Raw genomic sequence first — 19,309 nt, forward strand, 5'->3', positions numbered from 1 at the left:
ATTATCTTAAAGGAGAAAACTCATGGAAGTTTTTGAAAGTCTCAAAGCCAACCTGGTTGGTAAAAATGCTCGTATCGTTCTGCCTGAAGGGGAAGAGCCACGTATTCTTCAAGCGACAAAACGCTTGGTAAAAGAAACAGAAGTGATTCCTGTTTTGCTTGGAAATCCTGAAAAAATTAAAATTTATCTTGAAATTGAAGGGATCATGGATGGTTATGAAGTCATCGACCCTCAAAATTATCCTCAATTTGAAGAAATGGTTGCTGCCTTGGTGGAGCGTCGTAAGGGTAAAATGTCTGAAGAAGATGCACGCAAGGTTTTGGTTGAAGATGTCAACTATTTTGGTGTTATGTTAGTATACCTGGGCTTGGTTGATGGAATGGTGTCAGGTGCGATTCACTCAACTGCTTCAACAGTTCGCCCAGCCCTTCAAATCATCAAAACTCGTCCAAATGTCACTCGCACTTCAGGTGCCTTCCTCATGGTTCGTGGTACGGAACGTTACCTGTTTGGAGACTGTGCCATCAATATCAATCCTGATGCAGAAGCCTTGGCTGAAATTGCGATCAACTCAGCAATTACAGCTAAGATGTTTGGAATCGAGCCTAAAATTGCTATGCTAAGCTATTCTACTAAAGGTTCAGGATTTGGAGAAAGCGTTGATAAGGTTGTTGAAGCAACTAAAATTGCTCACGACTTGCGCCCTGACCTTGAAATCGATGGTGAGTTGCAATTTGATGCGGCCTTTGTTCCAGAAACTGCAGCTCTGAAAGCTCCTGGAAGTACAGTAGCTGGTCAAGCAAATGTCTTCATCTTCCCAGGTATCGAGGCAGGAAATATCGGCTACAAGATGGCCGAACGTCTTGGTGGCTTTGCGGCCGTAGGACCTGTTTTACAAGGTTTGAATAAGCCAGTTAACGACCTTTCTCGTGGATGTAATGCAGATGATGTTTACAAGTTAACCCTCATCACAGCAGCCCAAGCTGTTCATCAATAAAGAGAAGTGCTACTAAATAATTCGTATTTATAATCAAAAAACGCATAGTATCAGGAAAACCTTGGTACTATGCGTTTTATTGTGTGAAGATTTACTTCATTTTCTCTTAAAATTGAGTTTTTGCCCAGTCTATTTTTAGTCTCTATAAGCTACGATACCAATGATTGTATCAACTGCACGTTCCATAGTCTGAAGGCTAACGTATTCAAAACGTCCGTGCATATTCTCGCCACCAGCAAAGATATTAGGGGTTGGGATTCCCATAAAGGAAATCTTAGAGCCATCTGTCCCTCCACGGATTGGTTCGATAATAGGAGTGATTCCCAGATCTTCCATAACGGCTTTAGCAATGGTAATTGGAGTCATATCTTTTTCAATGACTTCTTTCATATTGTAGTACTGATCTGTTAAGTTTAGGGTGACACGGTCGCTACCAAGTTCTTGATTTATCTTATTAGCGATAGACTGCATAGTTGCTTTACGCGCTTCAAAGGCATCTTTTTCAAAATCACGAATGATGTAGCTTGCACGCGCCTCCTCGACACTACCAGTCACATCCATAAGATGATAGAAACCTTGGTAACCTTCAGTGAACTCAGGTCGGTCATTCTCTGGAAGTTGATTATGAAAATCAATTGCTAGCTGAAGGGCATTGACCATCTGACCTTTGGCGGTACCAGGGTGGACATTGCGTCCTTGGAAATGCAATTCAGCACCCGCTGCTGAAAAGGTCTCGTACTGAAGTTCTCCGAGAGGTCCGCCATCTACAGTATAGGCAAAATCTACATCAAAATCTTCTGCATCAAATTTATTAGCACCAACACCGATTTCTTCATCTGGACCAAAACCAACACGAATCTCACAGTGTTTGATTTCAGGATGGGTAGTCAGATATTCAATAGCTGTCATAATTTCAGCAATCCCTGACTTGTCATCGGCACCTAGCAAGGTTGTTCCATCGGTTGTGATGAGCGTTTGTCCTGGATATTTTTCAAGACTCTTAAAGTCAGCTGGATCGAGTTTAAAACCAGAATTTCCAAGTTCAATCACACCCCCATCGTAGTTTTCAATCACCTGAGGATTAACTCCTTCGGCATTAAAATCAGCAGTATCCATGTGGGAAATGAAACCAATCTTACGTGTTAAAGACGGATGATTGGCTGGCAAGGTACCAATCGCAAAACCATTTGGAAGGTAGTAGACGTTTTGCAGTCCAACACGTTTCATTTCAGGGATAAGAACATTGGTTGCGAAGTCAACCTGACTCTGTGTACTTGGAGTAGTAGTAGAGTGTTCATCAGAGCGTGTGTTGACCTTAACGTAGGTTAAGAAGCGGTCCAAGAGATTGGTGTAAGTCATAAAAAACTCCTTTTGAATTCATTTTTTCCATTGTATCATAGAAAGAAAAGAAAAACAAAAGACAGAAGTTAGGGAAATTCCCTATGTTAGCGTTTACTTATTAATGGATAAATGATAAAATAAACTTGATCAAAATATCACAAGGAAGCAGTTATGAAAAAAGCAATTTTAATGATGACATTCGGTTCGCCAGAAGAGATTACATTTGAAGGTGTAGCTGATTTTTTCACAAATATTCGTCGTGGAGTGAGACCTCAAGACCACGAGATTCAAACACTCTATGATAATTATGTACTTATTGGAGGTACGCCTCTGCAAAGAATTACCCGTGAAGAGGTTGCCTTAGTAGAAGCTAAACTGGGGAATGAGTATAGTGTTTATTTTGCTAATAAGTTTTCTAGACCTTTTATCCCAGATGTGATTGGTCAAATGGAAGCAGACGGCATTGAACAGTGTATTTGCCTGATTTTGGAGCCCCATTATTCTTTTTACTCTGTCATGGGTTATGAGAAATTTTTAGAAAGCAAGCAAATTCAATTTTTGGTCATTAAGGACTGGTATCAGGAAGAAGCGCTCTTAAACTATTGGGCAGATGAAATTGCTAAGATTTTAAAAGATGAAGTAAAGCAGGATAGCTTTAAAGTCATCTTTTCAGCCCATAGTGTTCCCATTTTTGCCTTAGATTTTGGTGACCCCTATATTGATCAAATCTTTGAAAATAGCAAGTTAGTTGCTGAAAAATTAGGTTTGAGTTCCGAGCAATATACCAATACTTGGCAAAGTGAAAGTGATATCGGGATTCCATGGATTAAGCCAGATGTTTTGGAGTATCTCAGAGAACAGACAGAACATCCAGACCATTATATTTTTGTACCAATCAGCTTTATCAGTGAGCACATTGAAGTCTTGTTTGACAATGATGTGGAATGTTATGACTTGTGTCAGGAATTCGGTGTGAACTACCATCGTCCACCAATGCCAAATACGGATTCTCGTTTGATTGATGCCTTGGTTAATACCGTCAGAGCCAATGAACATCAAGAGTTTAAGGAATTTCTCCCAGAAGAAGAAACCTTTGATGAGTTAGTTCCTTCAGATGAGACAAAAAACATTTTGGCTGAATCTCAAGATTTACAAATGCCTGAATTTGTGAAAAAACTGATTGAGAAAAAAGGTCGGGAGAATGTCAAGATGCCTTATCTTATCAAGAAGATGCTAGAAAAAGCAGGCAAGTTGCCGAAAGAGTAAAGAAAAAGGATTTAGCTTTGCGCTAGATCCTTTTAAACGATTATTTTTTCTCAAGAAGAGCTTTGATTTCTTGAAGTACTTCCAATTCAGTTGGACCAGCTGGAACTTCTTCAACAGATTCTTCTTTTTTAGTAAGGCTTTGAGCTTTTTCCATTGCTTTAATCGCAAAGAAGAGAACAGTACCTACAACAAGGAAGTTGATAACAGCACTTAAGAATTTACCATATGTAACACCATTCCATGCAAGCTCAGCGATATTTTGTACTTTCGCTGCTTCCAAGGCTGGGTTTAATAGGAGTGGAGTGATGATATCGTTAACGAATGAAGTTACGATAGCACCAAAAGCAGAGGCAATGATCACACCGACAGCAAGGTCAACAACATTACCACGAAGCAAAAATGCTTTAAGATCTTTTAACATTTTCATAATATCCTTTCAAAAATTTTTACTATTTATTATATATTAATTAAGAAAAGCTTGCAAGATAGATGCTCAGAAGTTCTATTTGTTAAAAACATAGACCTTGCTTAAAATGTAATTAAGAATAATTATCAATAATTGTGCAATTATCGTTTCGATTGCATTTACTTTATCAAGATTTTCATTTACGAATTGCCCTATGATATGAGGGAATTGAGTCACAAACAGAAAAGTAAAGAGCAAGTCTAACAGAAAAGTAGAAAGGCGGGCAAGAAAAAATTTCACTAAACGGATAAGTCGCTTCTTCCTTGCTTGCTTAAATACAATCGTATCATTTGTGATAAAGGCAAATAAGATACCGATAATATTTGCTAGGGCAGTAGCAAGGAGTTCCTGATGACTTAGTTGATAAATGACTAGTCGTGAGAGAATCGAAACTAGAGTTGTTGCAAGGCCAAAAAAGAGATAGGCTAAGATTTCATTGTTAAAAATTTTTTGAATAGGAATTTTCATGTTTTAAGTATAGCATAAAGCAGGCTATTGTGCTATACTAGTAAGGTTGAATAAAGCAACCCTTGGTGCTTAGCTTCTTTCACCAAGCATATTTTACGCGGACAACCCGCCAAAGGAGAAAAGATGAAAAAATTAACTATTCGTGATGTTGCAGACATTGCAATCGTTGCTGCTATCTATGTCGTTTTGACTGTCACACCGCCCCTAAATGCCATTAGCTATGGTGCTTATCAGTTCCGTATTTCAGAAATGATGAACTTTATGGCTTTTTACAATCCTAAGTACATCATCGGAGTTACCATCGGTTGTATGATTGCTAATTTCTTTAGCTTCGGACTACTAGATGTCTTTGTTGGTGGCGGATCAACCTTGGTATTCCTTAGTCTAGGTGTTTGGCTTTTTGCAAAATACAGCAAAGATTACCTTTTTAATGGATTAATTCGAAAAGATCATTTCTTCTTTTCAATCCTCTTTTCAATTTCCATGTTTACTATCGCTGCAGAGTTAAATATTGTAGCAGAATTACCATTCTTCCTTACTTGGTTCACAACAGGAATCGGTGAATTTGCCTCATTGATTATTGGAGCGATTATTATCGGTAAAATTGGTCGTCGAATCGATTTAAGCAAATAGAAGAAGACAAGCTGGGTGACTCTTACCTGGCTTTTTCTTATGGAAAATTTCTAAGGAAACTTGACAAGATTTTCTAACTGTAGTATACTTTTTAAGTAAGCTGATTTAGCTCAGTTGGCAGAGCGCATCCATGGTAAGGATGAGGTCGCCGGTTCAATCCCGGCAATTAGCATGATAGAAACAAAATGACCTTGGGAGACCAAGGTTTTTCTTATCGATCTGTATAAATGAAGTTAAAGAGTTTCGTCTGTTGACAAAAGTGATTCTCTTTAGTAGAATAGAAGATGCGATGAGTCGATAGGTAGTCTTCGGACTACTATTGAGCATAAGGAGGTCATAACGCAGGAGCGGACCTTGATGAGTTGTGTGAACCTGCTCATCACATGAAGATGCCTCTTAGTCCCTGGTCTAGCGACTGGGGATTTTTATTTTCCAAAAAATGATGAAAAAGCTTTGCAATTCATGGAAAAAGTAGTATAATACATCTATTATAGAAATTTTTAGAAAATTCCGAAAGAGGTTATTTATGGGATATACAGTTGCTGTAGTCGGCGCGACAGGTGCTGTCGGAGCTCAGATGATAAAAATGTTGGAAGAATCAACACTTCCAATCGATAAAATTCGTTTACTTGCTTCTGCACGTTCAGCAGGCAAGACTTTGAAATTTAAAGATCAAGATATTACGATTGAAGAAACGACTGAAACAGCTTTTGAAGGAGTTGATATTGCTCTCTTTTCAGCAGGTGGTTCTACATCAGCTAAGTATGCACCATACGCAGTTAAAGCTGGAGCGGTAGTAGTAGATAATACATCTTACTTCCGTCAAAATCCAGATGTTCCTTTGGTTGTTCCAGAGGTCAATGCTCATGCACTTGATGCCCACAACGGAATCATTGCCTGCCCTAACTGTTCAACAATCCAAATGATGGTGGCGCTTGAACCTGTCCGTCAAAGATGGGGCTTGGATCGTATCATTGTTTCAACTTACCAAGCAGTTTCAGGTGCTGGTATGGGAGCAATTCTTGAGACACAACGTGAACTTCGTGAAGTCTTGAATGATGGTGTAAACCCACGTGATTTGCATGCGGAAATCTTGCCTTCAGGTGGTGACAAGAAACATTATCCTATCGCTTTTAATGCTCTTCCACAAATCGATGTCTTCACTGACAATGATTACACTTACGAAGAGATGAAGATGACTAAGGAGACTAAGAAAATTATGGAAGATGACAGCATTGCAGTATCTGCAACATGTGTGCGTATTCCAGTCTTGTCAGCTCACTCTGAGTCTGTTTACATCGAAACAAAAGAAGTGGCTCCAATCGAAGAAGTAAAAGCAGCTATCGCAGCTTTCCCAGGTGCTGTCCTTGAAGATGATGTCGCTCATCAAATCTATCCGCAAGCCATCAATGCAGTAGGTTCACGTGATACCTTTGTTGGTCGTATCCGTAAAGACTTGGATGCTGAAAAAGGAATCCATATGTGGGTTGTTTCAGATAACCTTCTCAAAGGTGCTGCTTGGAATTCAGTTCAGATTGCAGAAACTCTTCACGAACGTGGATTGGTTCGTCCAACAGCTGAATTGAAATTTGAATTAAAATAGTCATATCGTTTAGGAGTTCAGATGAACTCCTTCTTTGAAATAGAGAGGTGTTTTCATGTCTTATCAAGATTTAAAAGAGTGTAAAATCATCACAGCCTTCATTACTCCTTTCCACGAGGATGGTTCTATCAACTTTGATGCCATTCCAGCCTTGATTGAGCATTTATTGGCCCATCACACAGATGGCATTCTCCTAGCTGGAACGACTGCTGAGAGTCCAACCTTGACTCACGATGAAGAGTTGGAATTGTTTGCGGCTGTACAAAAGATTGTCAATGGACGTGTTCCTTTGATTGCGGGTGTAGGTACCAATGATACGCGTGACTCGATCGAGTTTGTCAAAGAAGTAGCAGAATTTGGCGGCTTTGCTGCTGGGCTTGCAATCGTACCTTACTACAACAAACCTTCTCAAGAAGGAATGTATCAGCACTTTAAGGCGATTGCAGATGCTTCTGACTTACCTATTATCATCTATAACATTCCAGGTCGTGTGGTTGTCGAATTAACTCCAGAAACCATGCTTCGTTTGGCTGACCATCCAAATATCATTGGTGTCAAAGAATGTACTAGCTTGGCAAATATGGCTTACTTGATTGAGCACAAGCCAGAGGAGTTCTTGGTCTATACTGGTGAGGATGGGGATGCTTTCCATGCCATGAACCTTGGTGCGGACGGGGTTATTTCTGTTGCCTCCCATACAAATGGAGATGAGATGCACGAGATGTTCACTGCCATTGCAGAAAATGATATGAAGAAAGCTGCAGCTATTCAGCGTAAATTCATTCCTAAAGTCAATGCCCTCTTCTCTTATCCAAGTCCTGCTCCTGTTAAGGCAGTTCTCAACTATATGGGATTTGAAGCTGGACCAACTCGTCTACCTCTTGTTCCAGCACCAGAAGAAGATGCCAAACGCATTATCAAAGTTGTCGTAGATGGCGACTACGAAGCGACTAAGGCAACTGTAACAGGTGTTTTAAGACCAGATTACTAATGAAGACAATAAAATCCATGACCGAATGAAGGATCATGGATTTTATTATTTTCCTAAACAGAATTGGCTAAAGAGTTGGGTAATGAGTTCATCAGGAGCCGCATCTCCAGTGATTTCTCCGAGTATTTCCCAAGTACGAGTCAAATCAACTTGAAGCAAGTCAACTGGCATACCTAGTTCCAGCCCTTCATTAACAGCTTGCAAACTTTCAACAGCCTTCTCAATCAAGGAAATATGACGGGCATTTGACAAGTAGGTAGCATCGTGCTCAACCAAACCAGCATTTTCAAAGAAGAGGTTGTTAATGCGCTCTTCAATCTTATCGATGTTTTGGTTTTTAAGGACGGAAATACGGATGACATCTTCTGGAAGTTCAGAAGTTTCAATCGTTTCAGGCAGGTCGGTTTTATTAAGAAGAATAATGCGATTAGTCTCCTGACTGATTTCTAGGAGTTGGCGGTCTTGGGCGGTTAGTGGTTCACTAGCATTTAGCACCAGTAGAACCAAGTCAGCTTCCTTGAGGGCTTTTTTCGAACGCTCAACACCTATTTGTTCCACGATGTCATCCGTTTCACGGATACCGGCTGTATCAATCAATTTGAGAGGGACACCGTTGATGTTGACGTATTCTTCGATGACATCACGTGTGGTACCAGCAATATCTGTAACGATAGCCTTGTCCTCACGCAAGAGGTTGTTGAGGAGGCTAGATTTCCCAACGTTGGGGCGTCCGATGATAGCTGTTGAAATTCCTTCACGAAGGATTTTACCACGACGGGCTGTCCTAAGGAGATTGGTTAGCAATTGCTCAAACTCCCTAGTCTTCTCACGGACAACAGCAGTAGTGGCTTCTTCAACATCGTCATACTCAGGATAATCAATATTGACCTCAACTTGGGCAAGTGTATTGAGGATTTCTTGACGGGTATTATTGATAAGATCAGAAAGGGAACCATCTAATTGTTTGACCGCAATGTTCATGGCCTTGTCTGTCTTGGCGCGGATGATGTCCATAACGGCTTCAGCCTGAGTCAAGTCAACACGACCGTTTAGAAAGGCACGTTTGGTAAATTCACCAGGTTCAGCCAATCGAGCTCCTTCACGGATAGCTAGTTGGAGAATTTCATTGGTCACCGCAATCCCACCGTGGGTGTTAATCTCGATAATATCCTCACGAGTGAAGGTCTTTGGAGACTTCATAGCTCCAACCATAACCTCGTCCATGACTTTTCCTGTCTGAGGGTCAACGATGTGACCGTAGTTAAGGGTATGGCTAGCAACCTGATTCAAGTCTTTTCCTTTGAAAATCTTTTGCGCAATCGCAAAACTATCTGTTCCGCTCAAGCGGACAATACCAATGGCCCCTTCACCTAGTGGAGTAGAGATAGCAGCGATGGTATCAAATTCACGTGTAATCATAATATTTCCTTTAATTAATAGCTCTTTTCTTGGAATATTCCAAGTCTCTTTTCAAATTGTAACAAATTTAGGCTATTTCTTCAATGGATGCTACTTGGAGTTTGAAAAAGCCTAAGCATTTCTGCTTAAGCTAGCTTATTTGGTGCGCATTTCCCCTTGTGGGAAATAAGTTCCTTCTGGCATGTCGTTGATGATGACATGGACAGCAGATTGAGGGGCTCCAGTGTTGCGAACAACAGCTTCCGTTACTTCCTTAGCAAGAGCTTTCTTTTGCTCGAGCGTGCGTCCTTCAAATAAATCAATGCGTACAAATGGCATAATAGCTTCCTCCACTAGTTTTGATTTCTTCTATTTTACCACATTTTGCCGTTTAAAGCTTAAGAAAATTATGATATACTAGAATGTAGCAAAAATTTAGAAATGGACGTGAAGCAAGAAACATGGCACAGTTGTATTATCGTTATGGGACCATGAACTCTGGTAAGACGATTGAGATTCTCAAGGTGGCCTATAACTATGAGGAGCAAGGAAAAGGTGTTGTGATTATGACCTCAGCTCTAGATACGCGTGACGGTGTTGGCTATGTGTCGAGTCGAATCGGTATGAAACGCCCTGCTCTTGCGATTGAGGAGACGACGGATATCTTTGGATTTATCCGAGATTTACCTGAGAAACCATACTGTGTTTTGGTCGATGAAGCCCAGTTTCTCAAACGTCATCATGTTTATGACCTAGCTCGTGTTGTAGACGAGTTAGATATACCCGTCATGGCTTTTGGTTTGAAAAATGATTTTCGAAATGAACTGTTCGAAGGTTCCAAATATCTATTACTTTTAGCAGACAAGATTGACGAAATCAAGACCATCTGTCAGTATTGTAAAAAAAAGGCAACTATGGTTTTGCGTACACAGGATGGACTGCCAGTCTATGATGGTGAGCAGATTCAGATTGGTGGCAATGAAACCTATATCTCAGTTTGTCGTAAACATTATTTTGCGCCAATGATAACCTCTAACAAGGAGCAAAACTATGACAATTGAACTAAGAGATGTTACAATGGAAAATTATTTTGATGTTTTGAATTTGGATGTCAAGGAATATCAAAAACAATTCATTGCAACCAACGCAATCAGTTTAGCTGAAGCATACGTCTATACTAAAAATGGAGATTTTGTAGCTCCATTGGCAGTTTATGATAATGATGCAATTATAGGTTTTGTGATGATAGCTTATGATAAAAAGATCGGAATTAGTAGTGGAAATTATTTACTATTTCGTTTTATGATTGATAAGAATTTTCAAAATCAAGGATATTTTAAACTAATTATGGATAAAGTGCTAGACTATGTTCGGACAGCGCCAGCAGGTTTAAGCAATAAACTTTGGTTGTCTTATGAACTAGAAAATGAACATGCAAGATCTTGTTACCTCAGTTATGGATTTAAAGAAACTGGGGAAATATCCGAGAACGAATTAGTAGCAATCTATGATTTAACAATTGAGAAATAAGGAGAAAAAATGAACATCTATGATCAACTACAAGCTGTAGAAGACCGTTATGAAGAATTAGGAGAGTTGCTCAGTGACCCGGATGTGGTCTCAGACACCAAGCGTTTCATGGAGCTTTCGAAAGAAGAGGCTTCTACTCGTGATACGGTGACAGCCTACCGTGAGTACAAACAAGTCCTTCAAAATATCGTTGACGCTGAAGAAATGATTAAGGAATCAGGTGGAGATGCGGACTTGGAAGAAATGGCCAAGCAAGAGCTCAAAGATGCCAAGGCTGAAAAAGAAGAATACGAAGAAAAACTGAAAATCTTGCTCCTTCCAAAGGATCCGAACGATGACAAGAATATCATCCTAGAAATCCGTGGAGCAGCTGGTGGAGATGAAGCAGCACTTTTCGCAGGTGATCTCCTAACCATGTACCAAAAGTATGCTGAAGCTCAAGGATGGCGCTTTGAAGTTATGGAAGCTTCTATGAACGGTGTCGGCGGTTTTAAAGAAGTGGTTGCTATGGTTTCTGGCCAGTCTGTATACTCTAAACTCAAGTACGAATCAGGTGCCCATCGTGTGCAACGTGTTCCTGTGACAGAAAGCCAAGGCCGTGTTCATACTTCGACAGCGACAGTTCTTGTTATGCCTGAAGTTGAAGAGGTTGAATACGACATTGATCCAAAAGACCTTCGTGTCGACATCTATCATGCATCAGGTGCTGGTGGACAGAACGTCAATAAGGTTGCGACTGCCGTTCGTATCGTTCACTTGCCAACCAATATCAAGGTTGAGATGCAGGAAGAACGTACTCAGCAGAAAAACCGTGAGAAAGCCATGAAAATCATTCGTGCGCGTGTTGCTGACCACTTTGCACAAATTGCACAAGATGAACAAGATGCCGAGCGTAAGTCAACAATCGGTACTGGTGACCGTTCAGAACGAATTCGTACTTATAATTTCCCACAAAACCGTGTTACAGACCACCGTATCGGCTTGACCCTCCAAAAACTAGATACTATCTTATCTGGAAAGTTGGATGAAGTTGTGGATGCCTTGGTGCTCTATGACCAAACACAAAAATTAGAAGAATTAAACAAATAATGAAATTAGCTCAATTATTTTCAGATTTTGAAGAAGAGTTGATAAGACAAGGAGAGGAAGCTGAAAGCCTCTCTTTTGTCTATCGTAGCCTGAAAAATCTATCTTTTACGGACTTTGTTTTTGCCCTCCAGCAGGAAGTGACGGAAGAGGAAGAAGTATTTGTAAAAGGAATTTTCCAACAGTTAGCAGCTCATAAACCGGCACAGTACATCATTGGACAGGCAGATTTTTATGGAATGCAGTTAAAAGTTGATGAACGGGTTTTGATTCCCCGTCCAGAAACAGAGGAGTTGGTGGAGCTTATCCTGGCTGAAAATCCTGAGACGAATCTTTCAGTTCTGGATATTGGAACAGGTAGTGGAGCTATTGCTCTCGCTCTAGCAAAAAATAGACCAGACTGGTCAGTGACAGCAGCAGATATTTCTCAAGATGCTTTAGATGTAGCTAGCGAAAATGCTAAAAATCAAAATCTTCAAATATTTTTAAAAAAATCTGACTGTTTTACAGAAATTTCTGAAAAATATGATATAATTGTTTCCAATCCACCCTATATCTCTCGTGAAGATGAGTCAGAGGTCGGCTTGAATGTCTTGCATTCGGAGCCTCATCTAGCTCTCTTTGCAGACGAGGATGGCCTAGCTATTTACCGTAGAATTGCGGAAGATGCAAAAGACTATCTCAAAGATGGTGGTAAGATTTACCTTGAAATTGGATACAAGCAAGGTCAAAGTGTTCCTGAACTTTTTAGGAAACATCTTCCTGAACAGCGAGTTCGAACACTCAAGGACCAATTTGGTCAAGATAGGATGGTCGTGATTGATGATGGACAGGATTAGACAAGAGTTGGAAAATGGTGGAGCTGTCGTTCTGCCTACAGAGACGGTTTACGGTCTTTTTGCCAAGGCTCTAGACGAAAAAGCAGTTAATCATGTATACCAGATTAAACGTCGTCCCAGAGACAAGGCACTCAATCTCAATATTGCCTCTCTAGAGGCTATCTTGCACTTTTCAAAGAATCAGCCAGCTTATCTTCAAAAACTTGTAGAGACCTTTTTACCAGGTCCCTTGACCATTATCCTTGAAGCCAATGACCGAGTTCCCTATTGGGTCAATTCTGGCCTTGCGACTGTTGGATTTCGGATGCCCAGTCATCCCATTACCCTTGATTTGATTCGAGAGACGGGGCCCTTGATTGGACCGTCTGCCAATATCTCAGGTCAGGCAAGTGGCGTGACCTTTGAACAAATTCTGAAGGATTTTGACCAAGATGTTCTGGGTTTGGAAGACGATGCTTTTCTAACTGGACAAGATTCGACTATTTTGGACTTGTCTGGAGACAAGGTGAAAATCTTACGCCAAGGGGCCATTAAGCGAGAAGATATTCTTGCTCGGTTGCCAGAGATTTCTTTTGAGGAGGAATGAGATGCTAAGAGATTTAAGAGAAACTGATGTGAAAGCCATTTGTGAAATTAACCAAGAGGCTTTGGGCTATTCTTTTAGTATAGAGGACACGTCTAGTCAACTAGCTAGACTGTCTCAGAATTCACATCATTTCTTACTTGCTTATGAGGATGAAGCTAGTCATGCCTTGCTTGGATATGTCCACGCTGAGGTCTATGAATCACTTTATTCTAAAGCAGGATTTAATATTTTAGCTTTAGCAGTTTCACCTCAAGTGCAAGGTCAAGGTATTGGTAAAAGCTTATTACAAGGGTTGGAAGAAGAAGCAAAAAGACGTGGTTATGGGTTTATCCGCTTAAACTCTGCCGATCATCGTCTGGGTGCTCATGCATTTTATGAAAAAGTTGGTTATACTTGTGATAAAATGCAGAAACGGTTTATTCGCATCTTTTAGTTTGATTTTCTAATAAGAAAATTAAACTAATGGACTAGTCACACAATAAAGGAGAAGACCTATGATTTTTGACAAAGATGATTTTAAAGCATATGATGCTGATCTCTGGAATGCTATTGCCAAAGAAGAAGAACGACAACAAAACAACATTGAGTTGATTGCTTCGGAAAACGTAGTTTCCAAGGCTGTTATGGCAGCTCAAGGGTCTATCTTGACGAATAAATACGCCGAAGGCTACCCAGGACGCCGTTATTATGGTGGAACATATGTAGTAGACGTGGTAGAATCTCTAGCCATTGAACGCGCAAAAGAAATTTTCGGTGCAAAATTTGCCAATGTCCAACCACACTCAGGAAGTCAAGCCAACTGTGCGGCTTACATGGCCTTGATTGAACCAGGTGATACGGTTATGGGAATGGATTTGGCAGCAGGTGGACACTTGACCCACGGAGCTCCAGTTAGCTTCTCAGGTCAAACCTACAACTTTGTGTCTTACAGTGTTGACCCTGAAACAGAACTCTTGGATTTTGATGCTATCTTGAAACAAGCCCAAGAAGTAAAACCAAAATTGATCGTAGCAGGTGCTTCAGCCTATTCTCAAATTATCGACTTTTCAAAATTCCGTGAAATTGCTGATGCTGTTGGCGCTAAGCTCATGGTAGATATGGCTCATATCGCTGGTTTGGTTGCTGCTGGTCTACATCCTAGCCCAGTGCCATACGCTCACATCACGACAACAACGACTCACAAAACCCTTCGTGGACCTCGTGGTGGTTTGATTTTGACTAATGACGAAGAACTTGCTAAGAAAATCAATTCAGCTATTTTCCCTGGTATTCAGGGCGGTCCTTTGGAGCATGTTGTGGCAGCTAAAGCTGTTTCTTTCAAAGAAGTCTTAGATCCAGCTTTCAAGGAATATGCTGCCAATGTCATCAAGAACAGCAAGGCTATGGCAGATGTCTTCTTGCAAGACCCTGATTTCCGTATTATTTCTGGCGGGACTGAAAACCATCTCTTCTTAGTGGATGTGACTAAGGTTGTAGAAAACGGAAAAGTTGCTCAAAACTTGCTGGATGAAGTCAATATTACCCTAAATAAAAACTCAATTCCTTACGAAACCTTGTCACCATTCAAGACAAGTGGGATTCGTATCGGATCTGCAGCCATTACTGCACGTGGATTTGGTGAAGAAGAAAGTCGCAAAGTGGCTGAACTCATCATTAAAACCCTCAAGAATGCAGAAAATGAAGCTGTCTTAGAAGAAGTGAGAAGTGCAGTCAAAGAATTGACAGATGCCTTCCCATTATACGAGGACTAAAACTTTTATGGACATTTATATTAAGAAAGCCATTATTCACCAGTTCAGTTCGGATGATACCGAGCTGTTCCTAGCGGATAAGTTTCTCAATATTACTCCAAAAATCGAAGAATATCTGCGTAAAAAAATTGAACGTGTGTATTCAGATGAAGCCAAGACTGGGATTTTCGAAGAAGAAAATCCCTTCTTCAATCATATCACAGACGATTTGTTGGAGACATCAGTAACACTGGCTAATCTCTGGAAAGAAGAGTTCAGTATTTCAGAAAATCTTAAGACCAATGACTTGATTTTTGTGCAATTTTCTAAAGAAGGTGTAGAACATTTCGCTTTCTTGCGAATTGCCCTGCGTGAGACCTTGACTCACCTCGGAGGAGAAGTTGATAATCCAATCAAGCTGACTCAGAATAACCTGCCTGGATTTGGAACGGGTGCTGACGAAGCCTTGGTGGTCAACCTTCAGAGTCGTAAGTACCATCTGATTGAAAAACGAATCAAGTACAACGGGGCTTTTTTGAACTATTTTTCAGAAAATCTTCTTGCCGTCGCCCCTAAGATTTCACCCAAGAAATCCATCAAGGAACTGGAAAAGACAGCCCAGAGAATTGCCGAATCTTTTAATACAGATGATTTTCAATTTCAATCTAAGGTAAAATCAGCTATTTTCAACAACTTAGAAGAAAGCAATGAATTATCGCCTGAGAAATTGGCCAATGATCTTTTTGACAACAATCTGACAGCTCGTTTGAGCTTTATTGACCAAGTTAAAGAAGCTGTCCCAGAATCTGTTCAATTTGATGAAATTGATGCCAGTCGCCAATTAAAGAAATTTGAAAACCAAAAACTCTCCTTGTCAAATGGAATTGAGCTCATCGTTCCCAATAATGTCTATCAAGACGCCGAGTCTGTTGAGTTTATCCAAAATGATAATGGAACCTACTCTATCTTAATCAAAAATATCGAGGATATCCAAAGTAAATAATGTTTAAACGAATTCGAAGAGTGCTTGTACTAGCAGTCTTCCTTTTTGCTGGCTATAAAGCTTACCGCGTTCACCAAGATGTCAAACAAGTCATGACCTATCAACCCATGGTGCGAGAAATCTTGAGTGAAAAAGACACCCCAGCAAACGAAGAGCTTGTGCTCGCTATGATTTATACCGAAACAAAAGGAAAAGAAGGCGATGTTATGCAATCTAGTGAGTCTGCAAGTGGTTCAACCAATACCATCAATGATAACGCCTCTAGCATTCGGCAAGGCGTTCAAACTCTGACAGACAATCTCTATCTGGCCCAGAAGAAGGGGGTAGATGTCTGGACGGCTGTTCAAGCCTATAATTTTGGACCTGCCTATATCGATTTTATCGCCCAAAATGGCAAGGAAAATACCTTGGCTCTGGCCAAACAGTACTCTCGTGATACTGTTTCTCCCTTGCTTGGCAATACCACTGGAAAGACTTATAGTTATATTCATCCCATTTCCATTTTTCATGGAGGCGAACTCTATGTAAATGGAGGAAACTATTATTATTCTAGACAGGTGCAACTCAACCTATACATCATCAAATGTTTCACTCTCTTTTCAACATCTGGCTAGCCCAGGTGTTTTTGTTATAAGTTTTCTTTAAGATAGATATATTACTCTAGAAAGGTAAAGGAGGAAATTCCCTATGAGAAAGAAACTCTTTCTGACCAGTGCTGCGGTCTTGTGGGCAGTAACAGCTATGAATAGCGCCCATGCAGCAACAAATGTTCAAAAAGTCATCGATGAAACCTATGTCCAACCTGAATATGTCCTAGGTTCATCATTGTCTGAAGACCAAAAAAATCAAACTCTTAAGAAATTAGGCTACAATGCCTCAACAGACACCAAAGAACTCAAGACCATGACACCTGATGTCTATTCTAAGATTATGAATGTGGCCAATGACTCTAGCTTACAATTGTATTCATCAGCCAAGATTCAAAAGCTAGGGGACAAATCACCACTTGAGGTCAAGATTGAAACACCTGAAAATATCACCAAGGTAACTCAGGATATGTACCGAAATGCAGCCGTAACTTTGGGTGTGGAACACGCCAAAATCACTGTAGCAGCACCTATTCCAGTTACAGGTGAGAGTGCCTTAGCCGGGATTTACTATTCGCTGGAAGCTAATGGAGCCAAGGTGCCACAAGCCAACAAAGATTTGGCTCAAGAAGAGCTGAAGGCTTTGTCCGATATCAATGCTGAAAACAAGGACAAAACAGGCTATGATGCTAATAAATTAAACGTTGCCCTAGCCGATATCAAGTCAGGACTTGCCAAAGCTAAAGAAAGCAAGGGAAATCTGACGGAGGAAGATGTCCGTAAAATCGTTGAAGATACCTTAAAAAATTACAAACTTGATCAGGCGATAACAGGAAACCAGATCAATATCATCATCAATTTTGCTTTAAATCTCTCAAAAAGTGATATCCTCAGCAATGCAGATTTCACTAAAACCCTAAAGGACCTGAAACAAAGCATCGTATCACAAGCTGGTGACAGTTTTAAAAATATTAACCTTAACTTTGATGCGGATAAGGCGCTAGAGGACGGGGGTAATTTCTTAAGTGCCCTCTGGCAAGCCATTGTCAACTTCTTCAAGAGTTTTGGTTCTTAAGCCGTTACAAAAAGGTAGTCAGATTTTTTCAGAAAAATATTTTATAAATATTCACAAATCTCCTATATTTATGGTAAAATAGAATCATCATTTTATTTTGGAGTCAAAGATGAATATATTTAGAACAAAAAATGTTAGTTTAGATAAAACGGAGATGCACAGGCATTTGAAGTTATGGGATTTGATTTTGCTGGGTATCGGAGCCATGGTAGGGACAGGTGTCTTTACAATAACAGGTACTGCAGCCGCAACTCTAGCGGGTCCAGCCCTAGTGATTTCAATTGTCATTTCTGCCTTGTGTGTAGGATTATCAGCCCTCTTTTTTGCAGAATTTGCTTCACGAGTACCTGCTACAGGTGGTGCCTACAGTTATCTCTATGCTATTTTAGGAGAATTCCCAGCCTGGTTGGCTGGTTGGTTAACCATGATGGAGTTCATGACAGCCATATCTGGTGTGGCTTCGGGTTGGGCAGCTTATTTTAAAGGCTTGCTTTCTCAATATGGGATAGCCCTTCCTCAGGCTTTAAATGGCACCTTTAATCCTCAAGCAGGTACGTTTGTTGATTTATTTCCTATTCTTGTCTTGGTCTTGGTGACTTCGCTTGTTTTACTAAATGCCAAGGCAGCCTTACGCTTTAATTCTATTCTAGTTATTTTGAAATTTTCCGCTTTAGCTCTCTTTGTTTTAGTAGGAATTTGGCATATTAAACTTGACAACTGGAGTAATTTTGCTCCTTATGGTTTTGGACAAATCTATGGTGCTAGTACTGGTATTATGGCTGGTGCGTCCTTGATGTTCTTCGGCTTTTTGGGATTTGAATCCATCTCTATGGCCGTAGATGAGGTCAAGACTCCTCAAAAAAATATTCCTAGAGGGATTGTCTTATCGCTTTCTATCGTAACCATTCTTTATGCCTTGGTGACGCTTGTCTTAACTGGTGTGGTCCATTATAGCCATCTAAATGTCGACGATGCCGTTGCCTTTGCCCTTCGTAGCGTTGGGATCAGTTGGGCAGCCAACTATGTGTCATTAGTTGCTATCTTGACCTTGATTACGGTTTGTATCTCGATGACTTATGCCCTATCACGTATGATTTACAGTTTAGCGCGTGACGGATTGATGCCTGCTGCCTTTAAAGAACTGACGAAGACTAGCAAGGTACCAAAGAATGCTACTATCTTGACAGGTCTAGCTTCAGCAGTAGCAGCAGGAATGTTCCCTCTTGCTAGTATCGCAGCCTTCTTAAATATTTGTACCTTGTCTTACCTGATCATGTTGGCTTATGGTTTGATTCGCTTACGGAGAGAAAAGGGGATGCCCAAAGCTGGAGAATTTAAAACACCACTGGTACCATTATTACCAATTTTATCAATCATCATTTGTTTGTCCTTCATGTTGCAGTATAATGTGGAAACTTGGATTGCTTTCCTAGTTGCGTTGTTAGTAGGAAGTATTATTTACTTCACTTATGGTTATAAGCATTCTACCATAGAAGAATAATACTTTTCGAAAATCTCTTCAAACCACGTCAGCTTCGCCTTGCCGTATGTATGGTTACTGACTTCGTCAGTTTCATCTACAACCTCAAAAACATGTTTTGAGCTGACTTCGTCAGTCTTATCTACAACCTCAAAACAGTGTTTTGAGCAGCCTGCGGCTAGCTTCCTAATTTGCTCTTTAATTTTCATTGAGTATATAAAGTGAGAATC

At 40.3% G+C, this 19,309-nt stretch carries 22 protein-coding genes, 1 tRNA gene and 1 riboswitch; of the genes, 17 read left to right on the forward strand and 6 right to left on the reverse strand.

Going from position 1 to position 19,309, the window contains the following annotated elements; all coding sequences use genetic code 11:
• Nucleotides 1–22 precede the first annotated feature (22 nt).
• A complete protein-coding gene (pta, locus tag QM424_RS00820; protein ID WP_414306056.1) occupies nucleotides 23–997 on the forward strand; it encodes a phosphate acetyltransferase in 975 nt (324 codons plus the stop codon).
• Nucleotides 998–1,132: 135 nt separating this feature from the next.
• Here pta and pepT read toward each other — a convergent pair whose 3' ends face one another.
• Nucleotides 1,133–2,356, reverse strand: coding sequence for a peptidase T (gene pepT, locus QM424_RS00825; RefSeq protein ID WP_414392635.1), 1,224 nt, complete (start codon nucleotides 2,354–2,356; stop codon nucleotides 1,133–1,135).
• 153 nt (nucleotides 2,357–2,509) lie between these two features.
• Here pepT and hemH point away from each other — a divergent pair, with 153 nt between their 5' ends.
• Nucleotides 2,510–3,604, forward strand: a complete 1,095-nt coding sequence (hemH, locus tag QM424_RS00830) for a ferrochelatase (protein WP_414392636.1) — start codon at nucleotides 2,510–2,512, stop codon at nucleotides 3,602–3,604.
• Nucleotides 3,605–3,644: 40 nt separating this feature from the next.
• On the opposite strand, the gene mscL is transcribed toward hemH, so the two are convergent.
• Together mscL and QM424_RS00840 are read right to left on the reverse strand one after the other, a co-directional pair.
• Entirely contained in the window at nucleotides 3,645–4,025 is a 381-nt protein-coding gene (gene mscL / locus QM424_RS00835) for a large conductance mechanosensitive channel protein MscL (protein WP_414392637.1), read from the reverse strand.
• Between the two features lie 81 nt (nucleotides 4,026–4,106).
• Nucleotides 4,107–4,538, reverse strand: a complete 432-nt coding sequence (locus QM424_RS00840; protein WP_414392638.1) for a GtrA family protein — start codon at nucleotides 4,536–4,538, stop codon at nucleotides 4,107–4,109.
• 28 nt (nucleotides 4,539–4,566) lie between these two features.
• Nucleotides 4,567–4,664: riboswitch (PreQ1 riboswitch) on the forward strand.
• Between QM424_RS00840 and QM424_RS00845 the strand changes: the two genes are divergently transcribed.
• From QM424_RS00845 to dapA, 4 genes are all read left to right on the forward strand, one after another.
• A complete protein-coding gene (locus QM424_RS00845) occupies nucleotides 4,662–5,171 on the forward strand; it encodes a QueT transporter family protein (protein WP_000737071.1) in 510 nt (169 codons plus the stop codon). Its footprint overlaps the riboswitch before it by 3 nt.
• A gap of 99 nt (nucleotides 5,172–5,270) precedes the next feature.
• Nucleotides 5,271–5,343 (forward strand) — tRNA-Thr (locus tag QM424_RS00850).
• Between the two features lie 354 nt (nucleotides 5,344–5,697).
• A complete protein-coding gene (locus QM424_RS00855) occupies nucleotides 5,698–6,774 on the forward strand; it encodes an aspartate-semialdehyde dehydrogenase (RefSeq protein ID WP_414392639.1) in 1,077 nt (358 codons plus the stop codon).
• A gap of 55 nt (nucleotides 6,775–6,829) precedes the next feature.
• Entirely contained in the window at nucleotides 6,830–7,765 is a 936-nt protein-coding gene (dapA, locus tag QM424_RS00860) for a 4-hydroxy-tetrahydrodipicolinate synthase (RefSeq protein ID WP_414392640.1), read from the forward strand.
• A gap of 45 nt (nucleotides 7,766–7,810) precedes the next feature.
• Here the strand turns inward: dapA and mnmE are convergent, their stop codons facing one another.
• Both mnmE and QM424_RS00870 read right to left on the reverse strand, forming a co-directional pair.
• On the reverse strand, nucleotides 7,811–9,184 hold the full coding sequence (mnmE, locus tag QM424_RS00865; protein ID WP_414392641.1) for a tRNA uridine-5-carboxymethylaminomethyl(34) synthesis GTPase MnmE: 1,374 nt from the start codon (nucleotides 9,182–9,184) through the stop codon (nucleotides 7,811–7,813).
• A gap of 135 nt (nucleotides 9,185–9,319) precedes the next feature.
• A complete protein-coding gene (locus tag QM424_RS00870) occupies nucleotides 9,320–9,502 on the reverse strand; it encodes a 4-oxalocrotonate tautomerase (RefSeq protein ID WP_001117401.1) in 183 nt (60 codons plus the stop codon).
• Between the two features lie 122 nt (nucleotides 9,503–9,624).
• On the opposite strand from QM424_RS00870, the gene QM424_RS00875 reads away from it, so the two are divergent.
• From QM424_RS00875 to QM424_RS00925, 11 genes are all read left to right on the forward strand, one after another.
• Entirely contained in the window at nucleotides 9,625–10,224 is a 600-nt protein-coding gene (locus QM424_RS00875; RefSeq protein WP_414392642.1) for a thymidine kinase, read from the forward strand.
• The gene (locus QM424_RS00880; protein WP_414392643.1) at nucleotides 10,214–10,693 is read left to right on the forward strand and encodes a GNAT family N-acetyltransferase; all 480 of its coding nucleotides are present in this window, start codon (nucleotides 10,214–10,216) and stop codon (nucleotides 10,691–10,693) included. Before QM424_RS00875 ends, QM424_RS00880 begins: the two co-directional genes overlap by 11 nt.
• Before the next feature lie 9 nt (nucleotides 10,694–10,702).
• Nucleotides 10,703–11,782 carry a peptide chain release factor 1 gene (gene prfA, locus QM424_RS00885; protein ID WP_001028815.1) on the forward strand — a complete coding sequence of 360 codons (1,080 nt, stop codon included), beginning with the start codon at nucleotides 10,703–10,705 and terminating at the stop codon, nucleotides 11,780–11,782.
• On the forward strand, nucleotides 11,782–12,618 hold the full coding sequence (prmC, locus tag QM424_RS00890; protein WP_414392644.1) for a peptide chain release factor N(5)-glutamine methyltransferase: 837 nt from the start codon (nucleotides 11,782–11,784) through the stop codon (nucleotides 12,616–12,618). Before prfA ends, prmC begins: the two co-directional genes overlap by 1 nt.
• Entirely contained in the window at nucleotides 12,602–13,204 is a 603-nt protein-coding gene (locus QM424_RS00895) for an L-threonylcarbamoyladenylate synthase (protein ID WP_000969305.1), read from the forward strand. The genes prmC and QM424_RS00895 overlap by 17 nt, the downstream gene beginning before the upstream one ends.
• A 1-nt stretch (nucleotide 13,205) precedes the next feature.
• Nucleotides 13,206–13,637 carry a GNAT family N-acetyltransferase gene (locus QM424_RS00900; RefSeq protein WP_414392645.1) on the forward strand — a complete coding sequence of 144 codons (432 nt, stop codon included), beginning with the start codon at nucleotides 13,206–13,208 and terminating at the stop codon, nucleotides 13,635–13,637.
• A gap of 61 nt (nucleotides 13,638–13,698) precedes the next feature.
• Nucleotides 13,699–14,955 (forward strand): serine hydroxymethyltransferase, encoded by a 1,257-nt coding sequence (gene glyA, locus QM424_RS00905; protein ID WP_414392646.1) that lies wholly within the window; start codon nucleotides 13,699–13,701, stop codon nucleotides 14,953–14,955.
• Nucleotides 14,956–14,962: 7 nt separating this feature from the next.
• Nucleotides 14,963–15,937: a nucleoid-associated protein gene (locus tag QM424_RS00910; protein ID WP_414392647.1), complete on the forward strand. Its 975-nt coding sequence runs from the start codon at nucleotides 14,963–14,965 to the stop codon at nucleotides 15,935–15,937.
• Nucleotides 15,937–16,551, forward strand: coding sequence for a cell wall hydrolase Pmp23 (pmp23, locus tag QM424_RS00915; RefSeq protein WP_414392648.1), 615 nt, complete (start codon nucleotides 15,937–15,939; stop codon nucleotides 16,549–16,551). Before QM424_RS00910 ends, pmp23 begins: the two co-directional genes overlap by 1 nt.
• Nucleotides 16,552–16,624: 73 nt before the next feature.
• Nucleotides 16,625–17,599: a DUF1002 domain-containing protein gene (locus QM424_RS00920; protein WP_414392649.1), complete on the forward strand. Its 975-nt coding sequence runs from the start codon at nucleotides 16,625–16,627 to the stop codon at nucleotides 17,597–17,599.
• 109 nt (nucleotides 17,600–17,708) lie between these two features.
• Nucleotides 17,709–19,100 carry an APC family permease gene (locus tag QM424_RS00925; protein ID WP_414392650.1) on the forward strand — a complete coding sequence of 464 codons (1,392 nt, stop codon included), beginning with the start codon at nucleotides 17,709–17,711 and terminating at the stop codon, nucleotides 19,098–19,100.
• On the opposite strand, the gene QM424_RS00930 is transcribed toward QM424_RS00925, so the two are convergent.
• The gene (locus tag QM424_RS00930) at nucleotides 19,073–19,288 is read right to left on the reverse strand and encodes a hypothetical protein (protein ID WP_414392651.1); all 216 of its coding nucleotides are present in this window, start codon (nucleotides 19,286–19,288) and stop codon (nucleotides 19,073–19,075) included. The two genes, QM424_RS00925 and QM424_RS00930, sit on opposite strands and share 28 nt — an antisense overlap.
• Nucleotides 19,289–19,309 lie beyond the last annotated feature (21 nt).

It is taken from the genome of Streptococcus mitis (genome assembly GCF_047464945.1).
In the GTDB taxonomy this organism is placed as follows: Bacteria; Bacillota; Bacilli; order Lactobacillales; family Streptococcaceae; genus Streptococcus; species Streptococcus mitis_EA.

What these genes read in the sequence shown, in the direction of transcription:
- mscL (WP_414392637.1), bottom strand. Translation starts at nt 4,025, where the DNA reads ATGTTAAAAGATCTTAAAGCATTTTTGCTTCGTGGTAATGTTGTTGAC.
- QM424_RS00910 (WP_414392647.1), top strand. Translation starts at nt 14,963, where the DNA reads ATGGACATTTATATTAAGAAAGCCATTATTCACCAGTTCAGTTCGGAT.
- QM424_RS00925 (WP_414392650.1), top strand. Translation starts at nt 17,709, where the DNA reads ATGAATATATTTAGAACAAAAAATGTTAGTTTAGATAAAACGGAGATG.
- QM424_RS00930 (WP_414392651.1), bottom strand. Translation starts at nt 19,288, where the DNA reads ATGAAAATTAAAGAGCAAATTAGGAAGCTAGCCGCAGGCTGCTCAAAA.
- QM424_RS00895 (WP_000969305.1), top strand. Translation starts at nt 12,602, where the DNA reads ATGATGGACAGGATTAGACAAGAGTTGGAAAATGGTGGAGCTGTCGTT.
- QM424_RS00880 (WP_414392643.1), top strand. Translation starts at nt 10,214, where the DNA reads ATGACAATTGAACTAAGAGATGTTACAATGGAAAATTATTTTGATGTT.
- dapA (WP_414392640.1), top strand. Translation starts at nt 6,830, where the DNA reads ATGTCTTATCAAGATTTAAAAGAGTGTAAAATCATCACAGCCTTCATT.
- prfA (WP_001028815.1), top strand. Translation starts at nt 10,703, where the DNA reads ATGAACATCTATGATCAACTACAAGCTGTAGAAGACCGTTATGAAGAA.
- prmC (WP_414392644.1), top strand. Translation starts at nt 11,782, where the DNA reads ATGAAATTAGCTCAATTATTTTCAGATTTTGAAGAAGAGTTGATAAGA.
- QM424_RS00840 (WP_414392638.1), bottom strand. Translation starts at nt 4,538, where the DNA reads ATGAAAATTCCTATTCAAAAAATTTTTAACAATGAAATCTTAGCCTAT.
- QM424_RS00920 (WP_414392649.1), top strand. Translation starts at nt 16,625, where the DNA reads ATGAGAAAGAAACTCTTTCTGACCAGTGCTGCGGTCTTGTGGGCAGTA.
- QM424_RS00900 (WP_414392645.1), top strand. Translation starts at nt 13,206, where the DNA reads ATGCTAAGAGATTTAAGAGAAACTGATGTGAAAGCCATTTGTGAAATT.
- QM424_RS00875 (WP_414392642.1), top strand. Translation starts at nt 9,625, where the DNA reads ATGGCACAGTTGTATTATCGTTATGGGACCATGAACTCTGGTAAGACG.
- pta (WP_414306056.1), top strand. Translation starts at nt 23, where the DNA reads ATGGAAGTTTTTGAAAGTCTCAAAGCCAACCTGGTTGGTAAAAATGCT.
- mnmE (WP_414392641.1), bottom strand. Translation starts at nt 9,184, where the DNA reads ATGATTACACGTGAATTTGATACCATCGCTGCTATCTCTACTCCACTA.
- hemH (WP_414392636.1), top strand. Translation starts at nt 2,510, where the DNA reads ATGAAAAAAGCAATTTTAATGATGACATTCGGTTCGCCAGAAGAGATT.
- pmp23 (WP_414392648.1), top strand. Translation starts at nt 15,937, where the DNA reads ATGTTTAAACGAATTCGAAGAGTGCTTGTACTAGCAGTCTTCCTTTTT.
- QM424_RS00845 (WP_000737071.1), top strand. Translation starts at nt 4,662, where the DNA reads ATGAAAAAATTAACTATTCGTGATGTTGCAGACATTGCAATCGTTGCT.
- QM424_RS00870 (WP_001117401.1), bottom strand. Translation starts at nt 9,502, where the DNA reads ATGCCATTTGTACGCATTGATTTATTTGAAGGACGCACGCTCGAGCAA.
- glyA (WP_414392646.1), top strand. Translation starts at nt 13,699, where the DNA reads ATGATTTTTGACAAAGATGATTTTAAAGCATATGATGCTGATCTCTGG.
- QM424_RS00855 (WP_414392639.1), top strand. Translation starts at nt 5,698, where the DNA reads ATGGGATATACAGTTGCTGTAGTCGGCGCGACAGGTGCTGTCGGAGCT.
- pepT (WP_414392635.1), bottom strand. Translation starts at nt 2,356, where the DNA reads ATGACTTACACCAATCTCTTGGACCGCTTCTTAACCTACGTTAAGGTC.